This window comes from Pseudomonas sp. CM25 (assembly GCF_013179705.1).
GTDB lineage: Bacteria > Pseudomonadota > Gammaproteobacteria > Pseudomonadales > Pseudomonadaceae > Aquipseudomonas.
In genome coordinates, this window is the sequence record NZ_JABMCW010000064.1 from 1 (window position 1) to 21,138 (window position 21,138).

The 21,138-nt window shown below is 64.7% G+C and carries 20 protein-coding genes and 1 tRNA gene; 9 read left to right on the top strand and 12 right to left on the bottom strand.

Annotated elements, in window-relative coordinates; all coding sequences use genetic code 11:
* Positions 1–24 precede the first annotated feature (24 nt).
* Both HP546_RS09705 and HP546_RS09710 read right to left on the bottom strand, forming a co-directional pair.
* Positions 25–546, bottom strand: coding sequence for a GNAT family N-acetyltransferase (locus HP546_RS09705; protein WP_172223581.1), 522 nt, complete (start codon positions 544–546; stop codon positions 25–27).
* Positions 504–794 (bottom strand): DUF1778 domain-containing protein, encoded by a 291-nt coding sequence (locus HP546_RS09710; RefSeq protein WP_172223584.1) that lies wholly within the window; start codon positions 792–794, stop codon positions 504–506. The genes HP546_RS09705 and HP546_RS09710 overlap by 43 nt, the downstream gene beginning before the upstream one ends.
* A 279-nt stretch (positions 795–1,073) precedes the next feature.
* Between HP546_RS09710 and HP546_RS09715 the strand changes: the two genes are divergently transcribed.
* Positions 1,074–2,291, top strand: coding sequence for a DUF3422 domain-containing protein (locus tag HP546_RS09715; RefSeq protein WP_172223587.1), 1,218 nt, complete (start codon positions 1,074–1,076; stop codon positions 2,289–2,291).
* A gap of 28 nt (positions 2,292–2,319) precedes the next feature.
* Here the strand turns inward: HP546_RS09715 and HP546_RS09720 are convergent, their stop codons facing one another.
* The 3 genes from HP546_RS09720 to HP546_RS09730 form a co-directional block, all read right to left on the bottom strand.
* Positions 2,320–4,731: a DUF3772 domain-containing protein gene (locus HP546_RS09720; protein WP_172223590.1), complete on the bottom strand. Its 2,412-nt coding sequence runs from the start codon at positions 4,729–4,731 to the stop codon at positions 2,320–2,322.
* A gap of 56 nt (positions 4,732–4,787) precedes the next feature.
* A complete protein-coding gene (gene ada / locus HP546_RS09725; protein ID WP_172223594.1) occupies positions 4,788–5,846 on the bottom strand; it encodes a bifunctional DNA-binding transcriptional regulator/O6-methylguanine-DNA methyltransferase Ada in 1,059 nt (352 codons plus the stop codon).
* Positions 5,847–5,936: 90 nt separating this feature from the next.
* Positions 5,937–6,563, bottom strand: coding sequence for a DNA-3-methyladenine glycosylase (locus tag HP546_RS09730; protein ID WP_172223597.1), 627 nt, complete (start codon positions 6,561–6,563; stop codon positions 5,937–5,939).
* Positions 6,564–6,734: 171 nt separating this feature from the next.
* Between HP546_RS09730 and HP546_RS09735 the strand changes: the two genes are divergently transcribed.
* Together HP546_RS09735 and HP546_RS09740 are read left to right on the top strand one after the other, a co-directional pair.
* A complete protein-coding gene (locus tag HP546_RS09735) occupies positions 6,735–7,250 on the top strand; it encodes a sigma-70 family RNA polymerase sigma factor (RefSeq protein WP_172223600.1) in 516 nt (171 codons plus the stop codon).
* A complete protein-coding gene (locus tag HP546_RS09740; protein ID WP_172223603.1) occupies positions 7,237–8,193 on the top strand; it encodes a FecR domain-containing protein in 957 nt (318 codons plus the stop codon). Before HP546_RS09735 ends, HP546_RS09740 begins: the two co-directional genes overlap by 14 nt.
* Before the next feature lie 4 nt (positions 8,194–8,197).
* Here HP546_RS09740 and HP546_RS09745 read toward each other — a convergent pair whose 3' ends face one another.
* Together HP546_RS09745 and HP546_RS09750 are read right to left on the bottom strand one after the other, a co-directional pair.
* Positions 8,198–9,355, bottom strand: a complete 1,158-nt coding sequence (locus HP546_RS09745) for an MFS transporter (RefSeq protein WP_172223607.1) — start codon at positions 9,353–9,355, stop codon at positions 8,198–8,200.
* 464 nt (positions 9,356–9,819) lie between these two features.
* Positions 9,820–11,034: an MFS transporter gene (locus tag HP546_RS09750; RefSeq protein ID WP_172223610.1), complete on the bottom strand. Its 1,215-nt coding sequence runs from the start codon at positions 11,032–11,034 to the stop codon at positions 9,820–9,822.
* A gap of 191 nt (positions 11,035–11,225) precedes the next feature.
* Between HP546_RS09750 and HP546_RS09755 the strand changes: the two genes are divergently transcribed.
* Positions 11,226–12,149 (top strand): FecR domain-containing protein, encoded by a 924-nt coding sequence (locus tag HP546_RS09755; RefSeq protein ID WP_172223644.1) that lies wholly within the window; start codon positions 11,226–11,228, stop codon positions 12,147–12,149.
* Between the two features lie 95 nt (positions 12,150–12,244).
* A tRNA-Met gene (locus HP546_RS09760) sits at positions 12,245–12,321 on the top strand.
* Positions 12,322–12,481: 160 nt separating this feature from the next.
* Here HP546_RS09760 and HP546_RS09765 read toward each other — a convergent pair.
* Entirely contained in the window at positions 12,482–13,096 is a 615-nt protein-coding gene (locus HP546_RS09765; protein ID WP_172223613.1) for a LysE family translocator, read from the bottom strand.
* Positions 13,097–13,323: 227 nt separating this feature from the next.
* Between HP546_RS09765 and HP546_RS09770 the strand changes: the two genes are divergently transcribed.
* Complete coding sequence (locus HP546_RS09770; RefSeq protein ID WP_172223616.1) at positions 13,324–14,241, top strand: LysR substrate-binding domain-containing protein; 918 nt, start codon at positions 13,324–13,326, stop codon at positions 14,239–14,241.
* Here HP546_RS09770 and HP546_RS09775 read toward each other — a convergent pair.
* From HP546_RS09775 to HP546_RS09790, 4 genes are all read right to left on the bottom strand, one after another.
* Positions 14,181–14,765 (bottom strand): D-Ala-D-Ala carboxypeptidase family metallohydrolase, encoded by a 585-nt coding sequence (locus tag HP546_RS09775; RefSeq protein ID WP_172223619.1) that lies wholly within the window; start codon positions 14,763–14,765, stop codon positions 14,181–14,183. The two genes, HP546_RS09770 and HP546_RS09775, sit on opposite strands and share 61 nt — an antisense overlap.
* A 71-nt stretch (positions 14,766–14,836) precedes the next feature.
* Positions 14,837–15,475: a carbonate dehydratase gene (can, locus tag HP546_RS09780; protein WP_172223623.1), complete on the bottom strand. Its 639-nt coding sequence runs from the start codon at positions 15,473–15,475 to the stop codon at positions 14,837–14,839.
* Positions 15,476–15,527: 52 nt separating this feature from the next.
* Entirely contained in the window at positions 15,528–15,983 is a 456-nt protein-coding gene (gene rimI, locus HP546_RS09785; RefSeq protein WP_172223626.1) for a ribosomal protein S18-alanine N-acetyltransferase, read from the bottom strand.
* Complete coding sequence (locus tag HP546_RS09790) at positions 15,980–16,765, bottom strand: energy transducer TonB (RefSeq protein WP_172223630.1); 786 nt, start codon at positions 16,763–16,765, stop codon at positions 15,980–15,982. The genes rimI and HP546_RS09790 overlap by 4 nt, the downstream gene beginning before the upstream one ends.
* Before the next feature lie 285 nt (positions 16,766–17,050).
* On the opposite strand from HP546_RS09790, the gene mksB reads away from it, so the two are divergent.
* From mksB to HP546_RS09805, 3 genes are all read left to right on the top strand, one after another.
* Positions 17,051–18,340 (top strand): Mks condensin complex protein MksB, encoded by a 1,290-nt coding sequence (gene mksB, locus HP546_RS09795; protein ID WP_172223634.1) that lies wholly within the window; start codon positions 17,051–17,053, stop codon positions 18,338–18,340.
* Positions 18,330–19,037: an Mks condensin complex protein MksE gene (gene mksE, locus HP546_RS09800; RefSeq protein ID WP_172223637.1), complete on the top strand. Its 708-nt coding sequence runs from the start codon at positions 18,330–18,332 to the stop codon at positions 19,035–19,037. Before mksB ends, mksE begins: the two co-directional genes overlap by 11 nt.
* The coding region (locus HP546_RS09805; protein WP_172223640.1) for a chromosome partitioning protein ParA at positions 19,034–21,138 on the top strand (2,105 nt) is incomplete at its 3' end. The genes mksE and HP546_RS09805, both read left to right, overlap by 4 nt.

Below are 21,138 nucleotides of genomic sequence, written 5' to 3' on the forward strand. Positions count from 1 at the left end.
CATGTGACGCGGTGCCTCGGCTGATTATTTCAGCGACATCATCATCGTCTTGGGTGACAGCTCGGGGCAGAGGCGGAAGCCAGCATTTTTGGCATAGAACTTCTCCAGCCGCTCGCTAAGGGGATGCACGATCATCGCGACGCAGCCCACGACCTCCGAGGCGGCCAGTGCTCGTTCGATCGCATCCTGCAGGAGGTCGGTTGCCACACCCTGCCCCGCAGCCTGGCGGGTTACACCCATGCGCCCCAATACGACCACCGGCAGGTGGTCAGGCGCATTGCGGCGCAGGCGAGCCGATACACCGTGGCCCCGTGCCACAGACCCATTCGACAACGTGTAAAAACCAGCGACGGCGTTGGTGCCTGCAAAACAGCTGACATAGACCACCGCGTGCTTGGCATGCTGGGCCTTCAGTGCCTTGTCCCACAAGTAGCTGTTGATGGAAGCTTCCCCACAATCGAACTGGCCAAGGTCATGGTCCGCGTTCAACACTTGTGGAGCACTCAGCGCCAGCGCTTCGGCCTTGCCAGCAGCTTCTTCACGCATTCGTTGCTCCTGATAGGGTTGTCTTCCAGTGCCTGGGTGAATGCGTCATAGGCTTGTTCATCAAGCAGGAATAAGCGTTGCTCCATGAGCACTTCCTCGGCCCGCTTGCAGGCAGCTTCAAGCACAAAGCTGGTGCGATCACCGCCAACAACTTCAACTGCAGCGTCGATCAGGTCGCGGCGATGCTCGGCAACCCTCATGTTCAATGGCACCGTTTTGCTGCGGTCCCGTGTATGCACTTCACCCATGGATGACTCCTCGCCCGTACCACGCGGGCCACCAGATCGACCCATTCTGTCGATTAGGCAAAGCCTACGAAAGCGTAACGCAAATGTATAGCTGTAAATCAGTTTGCGTTACGAACGGTCATCCAGTTCCGGGGAGCGACGCCAGGTCTGTGCGAGCAGGTTCACCCGCGAAGAGCCAGACCAGGAAACACAAACCTCTGTCCCGCGTGACTTTCCCCTTCCCGCGCAAAGTCCCACTTCCTGGTACCCCCACAATCACAACACCAGGTCGGACCACCCATGCACCCTCATCGCACCGCCTTGCACAACGAACTGCACGCCCGCCCGTCGCTGTACTTCGACGGCCCGGCGCATGTCTTCCACCTGGCCCTGCTCGGCGGCGATGCTGCCTGTACGGCGCTGCTGCAACGTTGCTGCCCGGATGCCGTGGACACCGCAGCCGCCCAAGGCATCACCTGCCTCAATGGCCAGCCGTTCAAGTGGGAAAGGCACACCGAGTTCTTCACCCTGACGCTGGTGGTGCCCTGCACTGCCGCCGGCACTGAGTGGCAGGCCCTACCCCCGGTCCTGGTCGACGCTATCGCCCCGCAAGCTGCGCAGGTGATCAACGCCGTGCAGATACTGGTACGCGATGAACAGGACCTGGACCTGGCCCCCTACGGTTTCAAGGACCCCTGCGGTTCATGCGTAGGCGGTGGTGACGCGGTGGTGTGGAGCGATTTCCGCCTGACCGAAGACGGCAGCAACCGCTTGCTGTTCATCAACCGCCGCCTCAATGCCTACCGCCAGGGCCGCATGATTCGCCGCCTGCTGGAAATCGAGACCTACCGCATGATGGCCTCGCTGACGCTGACCACGGCCAAGCAGTTGAGCCAGGAACTGGATGCCTTCGACAAGACCCTGGTCAGCCTGTCGGAGCGCAGCGCCGGCGGGGACGGCCATGACTCCAAAGGGTTGCTGGACGCCATCGCCCACCTGTCACGCCAGGTGGTCAGCCGCACAGTCAGAACCCGCCACCGCTTCGGTGCCACCCAGGCGTATGCGCAACTGGTGTTCGAGCGCCTGGGCGAACTGCGCGAAAGCCACGTGGGCGACTGCCAGCGCCTGGGGGTGTTCATCGAGCGCCGATTCAAGCCCACCGTGCGCTACTGCGCGGCCACCGAACAGCGGCTGGAGCAGTTGGCGAAGAATGTGGCCAACCTGGGCGACCTGTTGCAGGCGCGGGTGCAGGTGGAAATGGAAGAACAGAATGCCGGGATCTTGCGCAGCCTCAATACCCGGGCCGATGCCCAGGTGAAGATCCAGCGGGCAGTGGAGGGGCTGTCGATCATTGCCATCACCTACTACCTGCTGAACCTGTTCAAGTTGCTGTATGGCGGGTTGAATGTGCTGGGGCTGGGGTTGACGGCGCGTGACGGCTTGATGGCCATGGCGCCGCCGGTTTTGCTGGTGCTGCTGGTGATTCTGCTGAGGATCAGGCAGGTCAAGCAGCATTGAAGCCGGGGGCGCTTGGCGCCCCAGGCATTTACACCGGCTCGTCAGCCGGCCGCCCGCCCTCTTGCACCAGCACCATGCTCTGCGGCGAGGACAGGGCGATCCCCTCGTCACGCAACCGGCCAAGGATGGTGAACAGCAGATCGCTGCGGGTACCGGATACCTGCCGCGGCCCCGCCACGTAGCCACTTACGCCGATCACCATGCCGCTTGCAGTCAGGTCCTTGAACGACACCGACGTAGCCGGCGCATCCAGAATCGCCTCATGCTCGTGGTACGCCGCCAGCAGCAGTTCACGCACCCGATTGGCATCGGTCTCCAATGGCAAGGTCAGGGTAATGCCGACCACACCCAGCGCATTGCCCATGGTCACGTTGCGCACGTTCTGCGAAATGAACTGCGAGTTGGGCACGATCACCGTCGAACGGTCGGACATCTGGATCTCGGTGGCGCGCACGTTGATGCGGCGGATATCGCCCTCGACGCCGGCCAGACTGACCCAGTCGCCCACCTTCACCGGGCGCTCGGTCAGCAGGATCAAGCCGGAGATGAAGTTCTGCACGATCTGCTGCAAGCCGAAACCGATACCCACCGACAGGGCACTGACCACCCAGGTCAGGCTGGTGAGGTTGATGCGCAGGGTCGACATCACCAGCATGGCCAGGAACAGGAAGCCCAGGTAACCCACCAGGGTCACCAGCGAGGCGCGCATGCCAGCATCCATGTCGGTTTCCGGCAGCAGGCGCTCGCTCAGCCAGCGCTTGACCACACGGATGCCGAACAGGCCACCGAAGAACATCACCAGCGCCAGCAGGATGTCCTGGGGCACGATATTCAGGTTGCCGAGCACCTTGCCACCGGTGCCGTCCCAGTCACCCAGGCTGAGCAGCAATTCACCCGGGCTGGTACCCGACGGCATCAGTGCCAGCAACAAGGCCAGGAACAGCAGCACCGTACGGCCGATACCGGCAAGAATGGTGCTGGCCTGCGCCTGGTGGCGCGGCGCCAGGCCCAGGCTTGACGCCAGTGCCAGGCCACCTGGCTGCCGTGGTGACAGCAGGGTTTCGCACAGGTCGCCCAAGAAGGTGGTCAGCAGGTAGGCACAGGTGGCTACCAGGCTTACCCACAGCAACTTGGCAGTCAGGAAGTAGGCAAGCGTGAGGTAGCCGGTGAGCAGCGCCAGCATGATCAGCACCAGCCACACCACCATCACGAACGGGATCAGCCCCGCCAGGCCAGTGGGGCGCTCCAGGTCATGCTTGCGCAGGGTACGCCGGTAACGCAGCAAGGCGACCGCAAAAATGATCGCAACCACCAGTGCGGTCACGCCGTTGACGGCCACCGTCAGTGCCAGGCTGGCGCCGATCACGCTGTTGATGCGCTCCAGGGTCACCATCACCATCAGCGCCAGGGCCAGCAGCTTGGGGAACCAGCCCAGTGCCGTGGCCACTTCGTCGTGAATGGCGGGCAGGCGCCAGGACGGGCGTTGCAGCATCAACATGGCGCGGCCAAGCCCGGTGATGAAGGCGCTGAACACCACCAGCGTGAGCACGTGGTTGGTCAGGCTGGCAATGTCCGAGCCCAGCTCGGCGCTGCTTTCAAGGCCCCAACGCAGCAACGACACAGAGCCCGCAATGGTGCCCAGGGTTGCCAGGCTGACACCCAGCGCCAGGGCACTGCGGCGCAACCGGCCTTCGGGCAGCCAGCGCACCATGGCATGGGCCAGCGAGCGCTCGATCAAGCCTCGCACCACGGTCCACACCAGGATCGCCGCCACCAGGCTGGCGATGAACACCCAGCGGTGGTCAGCGTTGAAAGCGCTGGCCACGGCGTCGGCCGTTTCGCCACGCAGGTCACGCAGGCGGGCGACGTCATCCTGGGTGGGGCGGATAATGCTTTGCCAGAATGCCGGGCTCAGCGGCGAGGCTGCGCGACTGGTGATCTGCGAGTTGAACTGGCTGCGGCGCAGGTTGACGATTTGCGTGGACAGGTCACGGGCCGACTGGGTCAGCTTGGTGGCCTGGTCCTGTTGCGCTACCAGGGCCTTTTTCTCGGCTTGCAGCTCTTTGCGCTGCTGGGTCAGGGTGGCGGCCTCGTCCGGTTGCACCGGGCCGATGACCTTGAGCTTGTCATCGAGTTTTTCCACATCGGCAGTGCGCAGGGCACTCAATGCATCGGCCTGGCGCTGAACCTGCACTGCAGCCAGGCGCAGCTGCGCCAGCAGGTCGTCGTTGGCTTCGCTGGTGACACCTTGGCGGATCTGGTCCAGGCGGTCGCTCAGCTGCTCGACGCTGGCGTTCTCATCCAGCGCGGGCGCTTCTGCACTCGCCAGGTTCGACAACGGCGTGGCCGGTGCCGACCAGGCCGGGCTGGCAAGCGCCAGCAGCAGGACCATCAGGGCCATCAGGCCTGGGCAATAACGGGCAAGGCTGGGGCGCCTCATCGAATATTCCTCTTTACAATTCGATTTGGCGGGGGATTCTACGCGGCTTCAGGCAATCAGGAGAGTGCCGTTTCTCGCCTGAGCAGTTGCTGTTTGCGCTCCACGCCCCAGCGGTAGCCGCTGATGTCGCCGTCCCGGCGTACCACCCGGTGGCAGGGAATGGCCACGGCGATGTGATTGGCCGCGCAGGCCATGGCTACCGCACGCACCGCCTTGGGCGCGCCGATGCGCTCGGCGATGTCGGTGTAGCTGACCCGGCTGCCGGCCGGCACCTCGCGCAGGGCTTGCCACACCCGCTCCTGGAAGGCCGTGCCTTGCACATCCAGCGGCAAGGCCAGGCCCAGTGCCGGGGCTTCGACAAAGCCGACCACTTCGGCTACCAGCTGTTCATAGGCGCTGTCGCCACCGATCAGGTGGGCCTTGGGGAACTGATCCTGCAGGTCGTGCAGCAAGGTCTCGGGGTCATCACCGAGCAGGATCGCGCAAATGCCCTTTTCACTCTGGGCCACCAGAATCGCCCCCAGTGAACACTGGCCGAGCGCAAAGTGGATGGTTGCCCCGGCGCCACCTGCGCGGTACTGGCGGGGGCGCATGCCCAGGCGCTGGTCGGCGCTTTCGTAGAAGCGGCTGTTGGAGTTGTAGCCGGAATCGTAGATGGCATCGGTGACCGAGCGCTGGCCGTCTTCCAGATGAGCGCGCAGGCGCCGGGCGCGGAAGGCGGTGGCGTAGGCCTTGGGGGTAAGGCCGGTTTCGGCCTTGAACAGGCGGTGCAGGTGGAAGGCGCTGACAGCCAGTTGCGCGCTGAGCTGGTCAAGGCTGGGCGCCGGGTAGCTGGTTTCAATCAGGCGGCAGGCCCGGGTGACCAACTGGCTGTGGCGAGTGGCGCTGGCCTTTGGGGTAGCCGAGCAACGCTTGCATGCGCGGTAGCCGGCTGCTTCGGCGGCGGCGGGGGTGTCGTAGAACTCGACGTTGCTGCGCTTGGCCAGGCGTGATTTGCAGCTGGGCTGGCAGTAGATGCCGGTGGTGCGCACGGCATAGACGAATTGGCCGGCGGCGGCCGAATCACGGGATTCCACGGCTTGCCAGCGTTGGTCTGGGGTGATGTAAGGGGGCATGGTAAGTGTCCAGATAGGGGGTTGCCTGTGCCGGCCTCTTCGCGGGTGAACCCGCTCCCACAGGGGCCGCGTGTTCTCGCAAGCTGCAGCTCAGGCGCGCCAGAGGTACCAGGCCGCCACGGTACGATACGGCCGCCAGCCGCCGCCCAGCGAGCGCATCTGTGCCGGCGTCGGTGCCTTGTCCAGGCCCTTGAGCCGCCGATATCCCTCGCGCACGCCAAAATCGTCCACGGGCAGGATGTCCGAACGCTCCAGGCTGTAGATAAGCAGCATCTCCACCGTCCACCGCCCTACCCCGCGCAGCGCCACCAGGCGCTCGATCAAGGCCTCGTCGGTCATGCTCAAGGCCTGCTCCCGCGTGGGCACCAGGCCGTCCAGCCGGGCTTGGGCAATGCCCCGGACCGTCGCCAGCTTGCTCGCCGAAAAACCACAAGCGCGCATCGCCTCCGGGGTAACCGCCAACAACTGCTCCGGCTGCGGGAACGGCTGCTGCGGGAACAGCGCCAGCAACCGCCCGAGTATCGCCTCGGCGGCACGAGCATGCAGTTGCTGGTAGGCAATCGCCCGCACCAGCGCCTCGTAAGGCTCACGCCCTGGCGTCGCCTGGTGCAGGCAGGGGCCGATCGCCGCAATGTGCCGCGACCAGTCCGGGTCGATTGCAGCCAGCTGTTCACTGGCTGCGCGATAGGCTGCGGGGGTTAGGTCGGCCAGGATCATGGCATCTCCATCGGGTCGATTGCAGGTCCAGCTTAGCCCAACCGTTCATCGGGGAAACGCCGGTTCTTGCGCGGCTAATTCCTGGCATACCATTGATCGGCACGGTCGTCCCCGCATAGAATTGAGAACTATTCACAATCACATCCATCACGGGACCGGGCCTTCGCGACGATGCAGATCAACGACACGTTCAAGCCGGCCGAGGTCGCCCTGCTCTATCAGTCCCACCACGCCTGGCTGCGCAGCTGGTTGCGCAGCCGGGTCGGTTGCAATGAACACGCGGCAGACCTGGCCCAGGATACCTTCGTGCGCTTGTTGCGTGCTCGCCAGGTGTCACCGCTGAAAGAGCCGCGGGCCTACCTTGGCAGCATCGCCCGCGGCCTGATGATCGACCAGTACCGCCGCCGCGCGCTGGAGCGGGCCTACCAGGAAAGCCTGGCGCACCTGCCCGAGGCCGAAGTGCCCAGCGAAGAGCACCGCCTGATCATCCTCGATAGCCTTGAACGCCTGGACCGGGCCTTGCACCAGCTGAAGCCGCGTGCCCGCCAGGCATTTCTGCTGGCCCAACTCGATGGCTTGAGCATCGCCCAGGTTGCCCAGCAACTGGCGGTGTCCCGGGCCACTGTCGAGCGCGACCTGGCCAAAGCCCTGGGCGTCTGTTACCGGGTGCGTTATGCCGATGCCTGATGGCGCGCCCGCGCAGGCGCAGGTCGACCAGGCCATCGACTGGCTGGTCAAGCTCCGCTTCGACCGCCCCAGCCCGCGTACCGAGCAGCAGTTCCAGCAGTGGCTGGCCAGTCACCCACACAACCCCTTGGCCTGGCAACGGGTCAGCCAGCTCGGCGAGGAACTGGCGGGGCTGCCCAAGGACCTGAGCCGGCGCACCCTGGACGGCAGCCAGCGCCAACGCATCAGCCGCCGCGACCAACTCAAGCTGCTGATGCTGCTGGCCGTGGGCGGCAGCCTGGGCTGGGCCGCACGCGAGCCGTTGGGCCTGCCGGAATTGCTGGCCGACAGCAGCACTGAAACCGGTGAGCGCCGCCAGCTGCAAGGCAGCGACGGCAGCCTTATCCAGCTCAACACTGCCAGCGCCATCGACCTGCGCTACAGCGCCGAGGAACGCCAGTTGCAGCTGGTGCGCGGCGAGGTGAGCCTGGACAGCAACCGCGACGACAACCGCCCGTTCCGCATCGACACCCGCGTCGGCCCGTTGGCCACCCGCGACGGCCAGTTGTTGCTGCGCGAAAACGATCGCGGCGTGCTGCTGGCCGTGCGCCGTGGCGAGGTCACGCTGTTCCCCGCCTCGGCCGCACCCCGGCAGGTGCTGGCCGGCCAGACCTTGCAAGTGTCGGCCAATGGCAGCGTGCAGCCTGTGCAACTGCACAGCGACCCTTGGGGCTGGACCGACGGTGTACTCAGCGTGCAACAGATGCCGCTGGGCGAATTTGTCGCCGAACTTGCACGGTATCGCCCCGGCCTGCTGCGCTGCGCGCCCGAAGTAGCTGGCCTGAAGGTATCCGGTACCTACCAGTTGGCCGACATCGGCGAGATTCTGCACTTGCTTACCCACAGCCTGCCGGTGCGGGTCGACTACCGCACGCGCTACTGGGTGAGCATCAGCGCCGTCTGAACGCTCAGTCCGCCAAGGCTCGCAAGCGCCCCGCGCGCCGGTACGACTGCCGGGCAAAGCACACGAACAGCCCGGCCATCAGTGCCAGCGCCATAGGCAGACCATGCGGCGCCACGCCCATCGCCGCGCCACTGACCAGGGGCCCGACCAGGCTACCTACGCCCCACAGCAAGCCCACGCTGGCGTTGGCGGTGACCAGGTCCTGACCCTTGAAGCGCTGCCCGATCAGCACCAGCGCCAGGGTATAGATACCCCCCGCCACCGCGCCCAGCACCACCAGCAGCGGCCACAGCAGCCAGGTCAGCCCCAGCAGCCAGGGCAAACCGATCCCGATCGACATCGCCACCAGCCCGCACACCAGGTGCAGCCCGGTGCGCTCCACCCGGTCGGCCAGCCAGCCCAGCGGCAGCTGGAACAGCATGTCGCCGGCAAACACCACGGTCACCATCAATGCGGCCACACCTACCGCAAAGCCATGACTGGTGGCGTAGACGGGTAGCAGCGACAGCACTACGGCATCGAAGAACGAGAAGAACAGCACGGCCACGCACAAGGCCGGTGCCACCCGAAAGAACCCGGCCAGGCCGAAGCTCTTTTCGCCTTCTTCATGTTCGACATGGTCGTTGGGTACTGTAAACACGATGCACAGCAGCGCCAGACCATAGCAGGCGGTAACCACACCGGTGATCCACGGGCTGTGGGCGCCCAGCACTGCCAGCATGGCCGGGCCGAGCACCTGGAAGCCGGTAAAACTGGTGGCATACAGGGCCATGATCTTGCCGCGGTTGTGTTCCGGGCACAGCTCGTTGACCCACGACTCGCCAAGGATGATGGCGATACCCATGCCAAGCCCCAACCCCAGGCGCAGCAGCGCCAGCAGCCACAGCGAGGCGAACGCCGACTCGAGCAGGGCGATGCTCACCGTGCACAGGCTGAAACACAGCAGATAGATGGTACGCCGGGTGAGATGACGGCAGCAGGCGTCGACCAGGAACGCCGACAGCATCATGCCCGCAGCAGGGATGGCCGAGATGATGCCGATTTCCAGGGTACTCGCCCCTGCCTCATGCAGGCGCAGCGACACCAGCGGCAGGCTGGCCCCGAGGCTGAAGCCCACGACCGAAACGGCGAACAACAGGCCCGCCAGCAAACGCATGTTCATGTACCACTCCTTGCAAACCGAAAAGACGTGCAGACACAGGCGCGCACGCCCAGGTGGCGCGCGACGCAACAGCGCAGATCAGTTCAGGCGAGGTGTGGCGAGAAGGTGAAGGCAAACAGCACGCTGCGGCGGCGCTTGAGCACCGTGTCGCTCGGCCACGCACGACGCAGGGCCTGGAGGGCAGGCTGGTGGGCGTATGGGAGGGACCGGGTACGGCGCATTGCTTGGGCTACTACGCAGGTGGTTGGGAAAACAGACGCGGCACTCTAGGCGAAGGTGGTCAGGTCGTCAATCGTCGGCACCTGGGTGCCTGACCTGCTGTCGCGGACACTGGAGCGGCCTTGTGTCGCGATGGGCTGCGCAGCAGCCCCGGGATTTCAGCTTCGCTGCATAGATCGCCGGGGCCGCTGCGCAGCCCATCGCGACACAAGGCCGCTCCTACAAAGAGCAGATGAGCCGGCGCTTCAGCGCTTGCCGGTATTGGGCAGGAACACCGCCAGCAAGCCGAACAATGGCAGGAACGAGCACAGCCCATACACGTATTCGATGCCACGCAGGTCGGCGACATAGCCCAGCAGCGCAGCGCCAATGCCGCCAAAGCCGAACATCAGCCCGAAGAAGATCCCGGCAATCATGCCCACGCTGCCCGGCACCAGCTCTTGTGCATACACCACGATCGCGGAAAACGCCGAAGCCAGGATGAAGCCGATCACCACGCTCAGCACGGTGGTCCAGAACAGGTCGGCATACGGCAGCGCCAGGGTGAACGGCGTCACGCCCAGGATCGAGAACCAGATCACCGCCTTGCGCCCGATGCGATCACCAATCGGCCCGCCGAAGAAGGTACCCGCCGCCACCGCGCCCAGGAACAGGAACAGGTGCAGCTGCGAGCTGGCCACCGACACATCGAACTTCTCGATCAGGTAGAAGGTGAAGTAGCTGGTGAAGCTGGCCATGTAGAAATACTTGGAGAACACCAGCAGGCCCAGCACGATCAACGCCGCTATTACCCGCGCGCGGGAAATGCCATGGGTTGCCTGTACCGCCTTGCGCGCCTTGGCCTGGTTGAGGTGTTCCTTGTACCAGCCACGCAGCATCAGGGTGACGCCGAGGAAGAACAGTGCCGCCAGGCCGAACCAGGCGACATGGGTCTGGCCGAACGGAATCACGATGGCCGCCGCCAGCAGCGGGCCCAGGGCCGAACCGGTGTTGCCGCCGACCTGGAAGGTAGACTGCGCCAGGCCAAAACGCCCACCCGATGCCAGGCGCGCAATACGCGAGGTTTCCGGGTGGAAGGTTGACGAGCCAATCCCCACCAGCGCCGACGCCAGCAAGATCATCGGGAAGCTGCCGACGAAGGCCAGCATCACGATGCCCACCAGCGTGCACAGGGTGCCCAGCGGCAGCAGGTTGGGCGACGGCCTGCGGTCGGTGAAAAAGCCCACCCAGGGCTGCAGCAACGATGCGGTGATCTGGAACGTCAGGGTGATCAGGCCGATCTGGGCGAAGCTCAGGTCGTAGTTGGCCTTGAGCATCGGGTAGATCGCCGGCAGCACCGCCTGGATCAGGTCGTTGATCAGATGCGCCAGGGCGCAGAAACCGATGATGCGCATCACCAGCGGCGTGGCCGGGCTCGCTGCTGCGCTGGTGGACGCCGTGGTGGCGCTACTGGTGGCCATGTGCCTGAATCTCCGTCCGCAGTTTGGGATCCGATTATCGGGAAACAAATAGATACATAGCTACCTTTTTTATCCCTCTGTCGTGTCTTACTTGAAAATGGTTCTCAATATAATTAGCATCCTTGACTCATACCCCTGTCATCGTTGGGCAAAACGGCCCTTACCGCGAGCAGACCGATCCCATGAGCCCGATGCCCGCCAAACAGTTCCAGCCCGACCCTCAGCAGGAAGCGCTGGAATGGTTTTCGCTGTTGCGCCAGCCCGGTTGCGATGAAGCCCAGCGCCAGGCCTTCGCGGCCTGGTGCCAGGTGCCCCGTAACGCCCAAGCCTACGCCGAGCTGGAAACTTTCTGGCAACAGCTGCAACCAGCACCTGCCCGCCCTCGCCCACAGCAGATAAGCGTGCGCCGCAGCCAGGTGGGCAAGTGGTTGGCACTGGCTTTCCTGTTGGGGGTGGGCGCCGCTGCCTATCTGTACTGGCCGCTGATGCAACGCCTGGCCAGCGAGCTGCACACCGCGGTGGGCGAGCGCCGCAGTACGCGCCTGGCCGACGGCACGACACTGAACCTGGACAGCGCCAGCGCAATGAACGTCGACCTCCGCGGCCGCACCCGCCAGCTGCACCTGGTGCAGGGTCAGGTGTACATTGAAGTGATGCTCGATGGGCGGGCCATGGAAGTGGACGTAGGCAACGCGCGCATCCAGGTGTTCGGCACCCGCCTGCAGGTCGCCCGGCATGCAGGGCATGACGAGCTGGTGGTCCTCAGTGGCAAGGCCATGGTCATCCAGGGTGGTGAGCAGCGCATGGTTTCGACCGGCGAGCGGGTAACCTTCGATGACACCCGCATCGCCCCGGTGCAAAAAGCCGACCTGCAAACCGCCGACAGCTGGCGCACTGGGCGCCTGGAAGCCACCGACATGCCACTGGGGCAGGTGCTTGAGCGCCTTGCCGGCTATCAGGGGCAAAGGTTATGGATGATGGATGCACAAGTGGCCCATCGGCGCGTGAGCGGCGATTTCAACCTCGACCGGCCTGCCGCAAGCCTGGAATCGCTGGCTGCGGCCCAGCATCTGCAACTGCAGGGCGTGCTCGGGCACTGGCTGGTAGTGCGCTGAAACCGAACCCGGCCGCTAAGTTTTTGAAAGCGTGCAAATTTTTTTTGAAATGAGTGTTGACAGGGGGGCCGTTCAAGAGAATAATGCGCGCCATCGGCTACATAGCTCAGTTGGTTAGAGCATAGCATTCATAATGCTGGGGTCCGGGGTTCAAGTCCCTGTGTAGCCACCAAACAAGACGAAGGGCTTACCGCAAGGTAAGCCCTTTTTCTTTGCCTGCGATAAAGTATTCAGAACCACGTCCCCTGCTGGCCCAACAAGCATTTCGATCAACGCCCGCTCACGGCCCCCACGGCTGCCGCGCCCAGGCCTGCTCGAATGCAATCGCCCGCTCAACGAATGCCCGTCACCGCCACTGCCAGCCCCAGCCCGATCAACGCCATACCGATAACTCGGTCCACCAATACCTGCCGGTCGATCATGGCCGTGCGCAATGCCGTGCTGGAGAAAAACACTGCCACCAGGCTGAACCACAGCCAATGGGCAACGGACATGAATGCGCCATAGGCAAAAGCCAGTGTCAGCGAGCTGCCGGGTTGTACCACCTGAGTGAAGGCACTGATGACGAACAGCATCGTCTTGGGGTTGAGGGCGTTGGTCAGAAAGCCCGTGCGCAAGGCTTGCAGCACGCTGGCCGTGGATGGTCCGCCAGCCTCCAGGCTGATGCGCCGGGTGTTGGTCAGAGATTTGTAGCCGAGATAGACGAGGTAACCCGCCCCCAGCACCCTCATGGTGAGGAACAGCACCGGGTTGTGGCTGATGATCACGGCAATGCCCAGCACTGTGTACAGCACGTGCACCTGCACCCCCAGGGCAATGCCCACGGCTGCGGCCAGCCCGGCCTTGCGGCCCTGTGCATAACTGCTGCGGGTGACCATGGCAAAGTCGGCGCCGGGGCTGATGACGGCGAGGATGGTAAACAGGGCTACGGCGATGAGTTCGGTCATGTTGAAGCTCTCGATAGGCGATGAAAATGCACAGACGAAGTCATTATCGAGAGCTTAAGGTCCGGTAAAAATCGATTTATAGTGGGGCATATCTGATAGTTTTTCTCACAAAGGTGTAGTGCCTGCTCCCGCCTCTTCGCAGCACAAGGCTCCTCCCACATGGCGATACGAAAACCTGTAGGAGCAGCCTCGTGCTGCGAAGAGGCCGGGCCTGCCAAAACAAGCTCATGAAACTGCCGCCCCTCAACACACTCCGCTATTTCGACATCGCCGCCCGGACCGAGAACTTCGTGCGCGCCGCCGAGCAGCTGCATGTCACCCACGGCGCTGTCAGCCGCCAGGTGCGCCTGCTGGAAGAGAGCCTTGGCGTGGAGCTGTTCGAACGGCGCAACCGCGCCCTGTTCCTGACCCCGGCCGGCCGCGCCCTGCAAGGCACCACCCAGGCCATCTTCGAACAGCTCGAAGGGGCCGTGCAGCACCTGCAGCAGCAGGCCCGGGACAACGTGCTGGTACTGTCCTGCGAACCCACCATTGCCATGCGCTGGCTGATCCCGCGACTGCCCCGCTTCCATGCCGCCCACCCCGACCTGCAGTTGCACCTGGTGGCGGCAGGTGGGCCTCTGGACTTCGCCCGCAGCGGTATCGACCTGGCCATACGCCGCGACGACTTCCACTGGGGCAACCAGCTTTACAGCCTGAAAATCTGCGACGAATGGATCGGCCCCGTGGGCCGCCCTCCTGCCCCCCGCCAACTCGAAGGCCAGCGCCTGCTGCACAGCAGCACCCGCCCCGGCGCCTGGGCCAGCTGGCTACGCCTGAGCGGCCAGCAGGCCATGCACACCCAACGCAGTGACTACGAGCACTTCTACCTGTCGATCCAGGCAGCCAGCGCTGGCCTGGGCCTGGCCATGGCCTCAGCGCTGATGGTGCGCGACGAACTCGACAGCGGGCAGTTGCAGGCACCCTTCGGCTTTGTCCGCGACGGCTCGGCCTACCACCTGCTCAGCCCGCATTCCTTGGACGACAACGGTAAACGCCAGCGCTTCGCCGCCTGGGTGCTGGAGGAATGCGCCAGCTGCCTGGCTCATCTGGGCCTGGCGCAGAACGACGAGTCCGCACTGCCATTGCCACCCCAGGTGCGATAGCCGGCGGTATCGAGGTGGATGCGCCCGGAGGGGTAGCGGCCCAGCCCCATGTTCCAGGCCTGGCCATGCTGCTGCCAGAAACGGCACAGCGGGTTGGGGTCGGCCCAGGCCGGCAGCAGGATATCGACGGCGAAGGCGCGGGTGTGGGCGCTGTTGGCCGCCCCGCTGGCGCACACGTTCAGGCGCGGGTCGCGGTAGGCCGATACCACCTCGAACTGACGCAGCAGGCCCTGGGCAGACAAGGTCTGGATCAGCGACAGTGTCGAGCGCACGGCCGGCCAGTTGCTGGCGGGCGGCACGGCGAAGGGGGACGCATGGCACAGCTTCCAGTCCGAGGCCGAGCGCAACAACTGGTGGATAGGTACAACGCCGTAAAGGCGAGCGTCCACCAGCATTTCCCGGAACGGGCGTGTCTGGTGGTCGCCGGCCCACTGGGCAAACATCCACAGGTCGCGTTCGTCGGCGTGGGCGGTTGCGCTCAATGCCAGACTCAATGCCAGCAGCCTCCACTTGGTACGGCTCATATAGGCTCTCCTGGCCAACTTGATCGACGCTGCCATTCAGTTAAGCGGTTTGGGGCTGACAGGCAGAACGACTACTCCAAAGCCCGCAACCGATACTGCGGGGGCAACTGGGCAAAGCCGCTGATGGTGGTATCCAGGCTTTTCCAGCGCCCGTCCTTGATGCCATAGATGCAGCCATGCACCGACAGTTCCTGGCCGCGATGCCAGGCGTTCTGCACAATGCTGGTGTGGGCCACGTTGGCCACCTGCTGGATCACGTTCAGCTCGCACAGGCGGTCGACCCTGGCTTCTTCGCTGTCCAGTTTGGCCAGCTCGCCGCGCTTTTCGTAATACAAGTCGCGGATCGAGCGTAGCCAGCCATCGATCAACCCCAGCTGGCGGTCCTGCATGGCGGCGCGCACGCCACCGCAGCCGTAGTGGCCGGTGACCAGGATATGCCGCACCTTCAGCACCTCCACCGCATACTGGATCACCGACAGGCAGTTGAGGTCAGTGTGCAGCACCACGTTGGCGACGTTGCGGTGAACGAACAGATCGCCCGGCAGCATGCCGACGATTTCATTGGCCGGCACGCGGGCATCGGAGCAGCCGATCCAGAGAAACTCCGGGGTCTGCTGGCGGGCCAGCTTGGCGAAGAAGTCGGGGTCGCGCTGGTTGATCGCGTCGGCCCAGCGGGCGTTGTTGTCGATCAGTTCCTGCAGGTCATGCATGGTCGTTGCCTCATCAGGGTTTGCCTGGGTAACAGCGCCAAGCCCTGCAAGGTCAATCTTCGAGCAGGGTGCAGGCCATTACCAGGGCGTCTTCACGGCCGCCGGCAACCGGATAGTAGTCGCGGCGGCGGCCGATTTCGTTGAAACCGTAGCGTTCATACAAACGGTAGGCGGACTGGTTGCTGGCGCGCACTTCCAAAAAGCATTCGCGGCCATTGAGCTGGTAGGCCCGGGCCATCAGGTGCTCCAGCAGGCGCAGGCCCATGCCGCAGCCCTGGTTTTCCGGCTTGACGGTGATGTTGAGCAAGTGCGCCTCGTCGATGATCACGTTGATCACCCCGTGGCCCACCTGCTGCTCGCCATCGAACATCAGCCAGACCTCGTACGATTTGAGCGCATCCTGAAAGATTCCGCGGGTCCAGGGATGACTGAACGCGGCATATTCGATCTTCAGTACGGCATCCAGATCCGCCTCGGTCATTGGGCGGAAACTGATCGATTCACTCATTCAACGCTCTTCCAGCGCGCCATCAGCTGGCGCATGGCTTTCCAGACGTCCGCCTTGCGCTGCGGCTCGTCCATCAACAGTTCAAGGCCCGGCAACGCCCAGGCATCGCCCAGGCCATCGAGCTTCAGGGTTTGGTAATAGGCTTGGGCGTCGGCATTGGCGGCAAAGCGCAAGGCTGGCAGGCCGACCAGCCACAGCAAGGTGCAGGGGGCATCCTCCAGGCGGGCCTGGACAAAGCCCTGGACGAAATCGCGCGCGGCCTCGGGGCCCTGATCCATATTGCCGCGCACCAGCAGCGGCCAGCGCACCGGCTCGCCGATGATCTGCGGGGCGTCGGGCAGGCCGGCGGCGCGCAGCATGTCCTTGAGCAGCAGGTAGGACGGGTCGCGGCTCTGGAAGGGCTGGCCGGTGGCCAATTCCACCAATAGCAGGCAGCTGCCGGCGCGCAGCAGTTGCAGCGAGAAGCGCGGTGGCGGCACCGGGGCCGGGCGCGGGGCTGCTGGCTGCTCGTCGGCCTCGACGGGCTTGGCGGCAGGCTTGGGCGCGGTGCCCGGGCGCGGGATCTCGATTTTCGGTCGCTCGCCGGAGCGCGCCTGCGGGGTGGCCGGCGCGTCATTGCTGGCCGGCGCGGGCCGCACATCGAAATCAAGGGCATCGACCGGCGCTATCGGCAACAGCAGCTCGGGCCGCGACGGTGCGGCGAACGGCAGTTCGGCGCGCGGCAGCCAGTGCACCACTTGCATGGCGGACAGGAAGGCGCGGCGACGGGGTTCGGTGAGCAAAGGACGGGTATCCGAGGGGCTAAAACAATTGGCCATTCTAACGCTGTTGGCATTCGAGTGCCGCAACTGGTCGGCGGTTTTTTGTGGCTTGTTCCGGCCCTTTCGCGGGTGAACCCGCTCCCACATGGCCTTGTGCAGTACCTGTGGGAGCGGGTTCACCCGCGAAAGGGCCAGTGAATCCCCTACAAGGTTCAAGGTTATCTCTCATTACAGACCAAGGGGTGAAATCCTCCCCCCCGGATGCAGTACAATCGCCCCCTTTTTCTTGGCAACGAGTCGAAGCCAATGATCGAACCCAAGCGCGTCCTGCGCGCCCTAGCCGAACACTGGGCCCTGATCGAGCCGCTGTGCGAGCGTTTCGACCAAGGCACACTCAGCCTGGTGGAACTGCGCCAGCACGTGGCCCGCCAGCAGCTCGAGAGCACCCCGCAGGACATCACTCAGCTGCTCGACGTGTGGATCCGCCTGGATATCCTGGTCCCGGTGGCCAAGAGCCCGAACCGGTTCGAGCTAAACGCGCAGATCCACGACTTCCTCGCCTACCTGCGCCGCGAACACCGGCTGGGCCTGTGCCTGGAGATCGAAGCCTACCTGCGCCACCTGGAGCGCCTTGCCGGGCACATCCAGGACGCCTTCGACAACCGCGACAGCGACGACCTGGCGCGCCAGCTGCGCCTGCTCGACATGCGCGTGCGCGATGTGCTGAAAAAGCTCGACAACGACGAGCAGGCACTGGTGGCCGTGGCCGAACGGGCCAAGACCAGCAACCGGCAGATTCCGCTGCGCCAGCGCTATGCCGAAGTGCTGGCCACCTGGGACGAGTACGTCGAGCCGATGATCCAGCTGGTCAACGCCGACGGTGCCTTCGAACAGGGCGTGCGCAAGGTCGAGACCGTGCTGCTGAAACTGCTGGGCGAACAGGCGCGCCTGGGCCACCTGGTCGACGACGACATGCTGCTGCGCACCCACGCGCGCATCCTGGAAATGCAGACCAGCGCCCAGCTGACCCTGCGCCATGCCCGCGAACTGCTGCTGCCGCTGCGCGAAGAAGCCCGCCGGCACAACGCCGTAACCCGTGGCGCCGCGCTGGCCCTGTCGGTGATCCGGCGCAAGGGCATCGATGCCGTGCCGCAAGCGGCAATGCCGATGTTCACCCGACCGCAAAGCACCTTCCTCGGTAGCGCCAGCCAGGTCGAAGCCTATGTCTACGCCCTGGCCCGCTTCGAGCCCAAGCCGGCGCGCTTCCCCAAGGCGCACAAGACCCAGTCCGACGCCCTGCCGCGCGCACCGCGTACGGTCAAGGAAATGCTCGAACGCTGCGAACAGGCCCTGCCGCTGCCAGACCTGATGGTCTGGCTGCTGGAACAGGAACCCGAAGGCGCCACCGACGAGCTGCTGTACTGGTTCTCGCGCCTGTCGCGAGAAAAGCGCTTCAGGCGCGAACGCCTCGAGCGGCGCGAGTACACCACCCAGGAACACCTGGTCAGCCTGCGCTCGTTCGCCCTGACCTCCAGCCGCGAAGACGCCACCAGCGCGCCTACCGAACCCACCGCGAGCCCAGCCCATGCATCTTGATCTTTCCGAACTGTCCCAGCTCGCGCCGATCTTCCGCGAGCTGTTCAAAGGTTTCCACGTCAGCCGCCGCGACCCCGAGCTGTACGCCCAGCTGTCGAACTTCCAGGACCAGTACCGCACGTTGTTCAAGGCCCTGGGCTTCGAACTGGTCTGCGACACCCGTGGCTTCTACTACTTCGTGCCGGACATGACCGCCGCGCAGGTCAACAAGACCGCGCAGCGCCTGTCGCTGTTCACCTTCATCCTGGTCGAGCACCTGGCCGACCAGGGCCGCGACCCGATGGCCGTGCTCGACGGCGGCAGCATCGGCCGCGACGAGCTGCCCTCGCTGCTGGACAAGTACCGCGACCTGTTCCTGCAGGCCGAAGTGCAAACGGTCGAAGAGCTGGAAGAAAAGATCCTGCGCCGCATGACCCAGCTCGGCTTCGCCCATGAAGAAGGCGGCATCTACCGCTTCCTGCCGCCGATGCACCGCTTCCTCGACGTGTGCCTGTCGGTGCAGCAGGACCGCGACCTCGCCGCCACCCTGCACAGCGACCTGCCGCTGCCGACCCCGGTGCTGGTCGAGGAACAAAGCGCCGAAGAACTCAACCGCACCGATGACCCGCTCGACCTCACGCCGTTCGAAGGCGACGAAAGTGAAGAGGACGCCCTGGCCCGGGCCATCCGCGAAGAGCAACAGGAGATTGACGCATGAGCCAGGAACGCTACGGCATCCGCCGCTTCGCATTGCTCAACACTGCCGGCTACAGCCTTGGCCTGTTCCCGCTGGAGCACCCGCTGTCGGTATACGGCGCCAACAACCTGGGCAAATCGGCGTCGATCAACGCCCTGCAGTTCCCGATCCTGGCGCGCATGTCGGACATGAGCTTCGGCAAGTACAGCCTCGAGCAGTCGCGCCGCTTCTACTTCGCCAGCGACACCTCGTACATTCTCTGCGAACTGAGCCTGCCCCACGGCCCGCATGTGATCGGCGTGGTCGGGCGCGGTCCGGGCGGCGGTTTCGGCCACCAGTTCTTCGCCTACAAGGGCGAACTGGACCTGGCTCACTACCAGAAGAACGACACCTGCCTGCGCCAGAAAGAGCTGTTCACCAACCTCGAGCGCCTGGGCATCAAGGCCTATGAGCTGAAGCCGGACGAACTGCGCCGACTGCTGGTTGGCGGCCATACTTCGGTGCCGCTGGACCTGACCATGATCCCGCTGCGCTCCACCAGCGAGCAAAGCCTGAAAACCTTCCGCGCACTGTTCATCAACCTGCTGCACATGCGCGAAATCACCGCAGCCAAGCTCAAGCAGCTGTTCCTCGATGCCTTCGAGCACAGCCTGCGTTCGGGCAGCGTCGATTACATCGCCGCCTGCGAAGAGGCCTTCCGTGACGTGCGCCGCATGGAGCAGGACTACAACGCCCTTGTCGCCGCCGGCCCTCTGGTCGAAGCTTTGGCCGGTGGTGTGGCCCAGCGCGATATCCTGCGCGGCAAGCTGCACCGTATCTCGCCGGTGCTCGACACCCTGCTCGGCACCTGGCAGGAATACGCCATGGCGCGCAAGGAGGAGCTGGTCATCCAGTCCGAGCACTACCGTGGCGAGCAGGACCGCCTGCAGAACGACCAGCGCGGCGGCACTCAGGAGCTGATGCGCCTGGAGCGTGAAATCAGCGGCATCCAGCGCTGGCTGGGCGAGCTGTCGGTGCTCAAGCACCGCTTCGCCCTGGTCGATGACGTCAAGGTGCTGGAGCAGCAGCTGCTGGCGGCCAAGGACGCTCACGACGAACTGGCCGGCGCCCTGGCCCAGTCGCGGCAGTTCAGCGCCGAAGACCTGGACGAGCGCGTGCGCGACCTGGAACAACGCCTGAAACAGGTCAAGCAGCAGCTGGACCACGCCGACAACAACAGCTACGCGCGCCTGCGGGAAGAATTTTCGCAGCAGGATGTCGACCGCCTGATGCGCCTGTTCAACGGCGCGCTGTTCAGCCTGCCGCTGGGCGACCGCGGCATCGAGCTGGAAGACAGCGACCTGTGGGTAAAATCCCTGGAAGCGGTGCTGGACGGCTTCAAGGGCGAGCGTTTCGAGGCCCCAGGCCTTTCCATCGACCTGACCCACATCGACCCACCGGCGCTGCAGGCTCTGGCCGATCGCGCCGCCCTGCGCGACCAGAAAGAGCGCCTGGAAAAAGAGCTGAAGCAGCTCAGGACCCAGCAGGCCGTGGCCGCCGACCGCTCCGCCTCCAAGGCGCAGACCGAAACCCTGTACCAGCAGGTGCTGGATGCGCAGAAGGCGCTGGAAGACTTCCGCCGCAGCGAAACCCTGGCCGCTGAAGAGCCGGAGAAGCTGGAACACCTGTCGCAGCTGGAAGCCGCCCAGGACGAGCTCAAGCGCTCCAGCGACGCCTTCACCGAACGCGTCCAGCAACTGTCGGCCAAGCTGCAACTGGTCGGTCGGCAACTCGGCGACCTCGAGTCCAAGCAGCGCACCCTGGAAGACGCCCTGCGCCGTCGTCAGTTGCTGCCGGCCGACCTGCCCTACGGCACGCCGTACATGGAAGCCATCGACGACTCGATGGACAACCTGCTGCCGCTGCTCAACGACTACCAGGACAGCTGGCAGGGCCTGCAGCGCGTCGACAACCAGATCGAGGCGCTGTATGCCCAGGTGCGCCTGAAAGGCGTGGCCAAGTTCGACAGCGAAGACGACATGGAGCGCCGCCTGCAGTTGCTGGTGAACGCCTACGCGCACCGCACCGACGAAGCCCTGACCCTGGCCAAGGCACGCCGCGCGGCAGTCACCGACATCGCCCG

What these genes read in the sequence shown, in the direction of transcription:
- HP546_RS09720 (WP_172223590.1), bottom strand. Translation starts at nt 4,731, where the DNA reads ATGAGGCGCCCCAGCCTTGCCCGTTATTGCCCAGGCCTGATGGCCCTG.
- can (WP_172223623.1), bottom strand. Translation starts at nt 15,475, where the DNA reads ATGCATGACCTGCAGGAACTGATCGACAACAACGCCCGCTGGGCCGAC.
- HP546_RS09745 (WP_172223607.1), bottom strand. Translation starts at nt 9,355, where the DNA reads ATGAACATGCGTTTGCTGGCGGGCCTGTTGTTCGCCGTTTCGGTCGTG.
- HP546_RS09775 (WP_172223619.1), bottom strand. Translation starts at nt 14,765, where the DNA reads ATGAGCCGTACCAAGTGGAGGCTGCTGGCATTGAGTCTGGCATTGAGC.
- ada (WP_172223594.1), bottom strand. Translation starts at nt 5,846, where the DNA reads ATGCCCCCTTACATCACCCCAGACCAACGCTGGCAAGCCGTGGAATCC.
- HP546_RS09750 (WP_172223610.1), bottom strand. Translation starts at nt 11,034, where the DNA reads ATGGCCACCAGTAGCGCCACCACGGCGTCCACCAGCGCAGCAGCGAGC.
- HP546_RS09735 (WP_172223600.1), top strand. Translation starts at nt 6,735, where the DNA reads ATGCAGATCAACGACACGTTCAAGCCGGCCGAGGTCGCCCTGCTCTAT.
- HP546_RS09730 (WP_172223597.1), bottom strand. Translation starts at nt 6,563, where the DNA reads ATGATCCTGGCCGACCTAACCCCCGCAGCCTATCGCGCAGCCAGTGAA.
- mksE (WP_172223637.1), top strand. Translation starts at nt 18,330, where the DNA reads ATGCATCTTGATCTTTCCGAACTGTCCCAGCTCGCGCCGATCTTCCGC.
- HP546_RS09765 (WP_172223613.1), bottom strand. Translation starts at nt 13,096, where the DNA reads ATGACCGAACTCATCGCCGTAGCCCTGTTTACCATCCTCGCCGTCATC.
- HP546_RS09755 (WP_172223644.1), top strand. Translation starts at nt 11,226, where the DNA reads ATGCCCGCCAAACAGTTCCAGCCCGACCCTCAGCAGGAAGCGCTGGAA.
- mksB (WP_172223634.1), top strand. Translation starts at nt 17,051, where the DNA reads ATGATCGAACCCAAGCGCGTCCTGCGCGCCCTAGCCGAACACTGGGCC.
- HP546_RS09740 (WP_172223603.1), top strand. Translation starts at nt 7,237, where the DNA reads ATGCCGATGCCTGATGGCGCGCCCGCGCAGGCGCAGGTCGACCAGGCC.
- HP546_RS09705 (WP_172223581.1), bottom strand. Translation starts at nt 546, where the DNA reads ATGCGTGAAGAAGCTGCTGGCAAGGCCGAAGCGCTGGCGCTGAGTGCT.
- HP546_RS09710 (WP_172223584.1), bottom strand. Translation starts at nt 794, where the DNA reads ATGGGTGAAGTGCATACACGGGACCGCAGCAAAACGGTGCCATTGAAC.
- HP546_RS09715 (WP_172223587.1), top strand. Translation starts at nt 1,074, where the DNA reads ATGCACCCTCATCGCACCGCCTTGCACAACGAACTGCACGCCCGCCCG.
- rimI (WP_172223626.1), bottom strand. Translation starts at nt 15,983, where the DNA reads ATGAGTGAATCGATCAGTTTCCGCCCAATGACCGAGGCGGATCTGGAT.
- HP546_RS09770 (WP_172223616.1), top strand. Translation starts at nt 13,324, where the DNA reads ATGAAACTGCCGCCCCTCAACACACTCCGCTATTTCGACATCGCCGCC.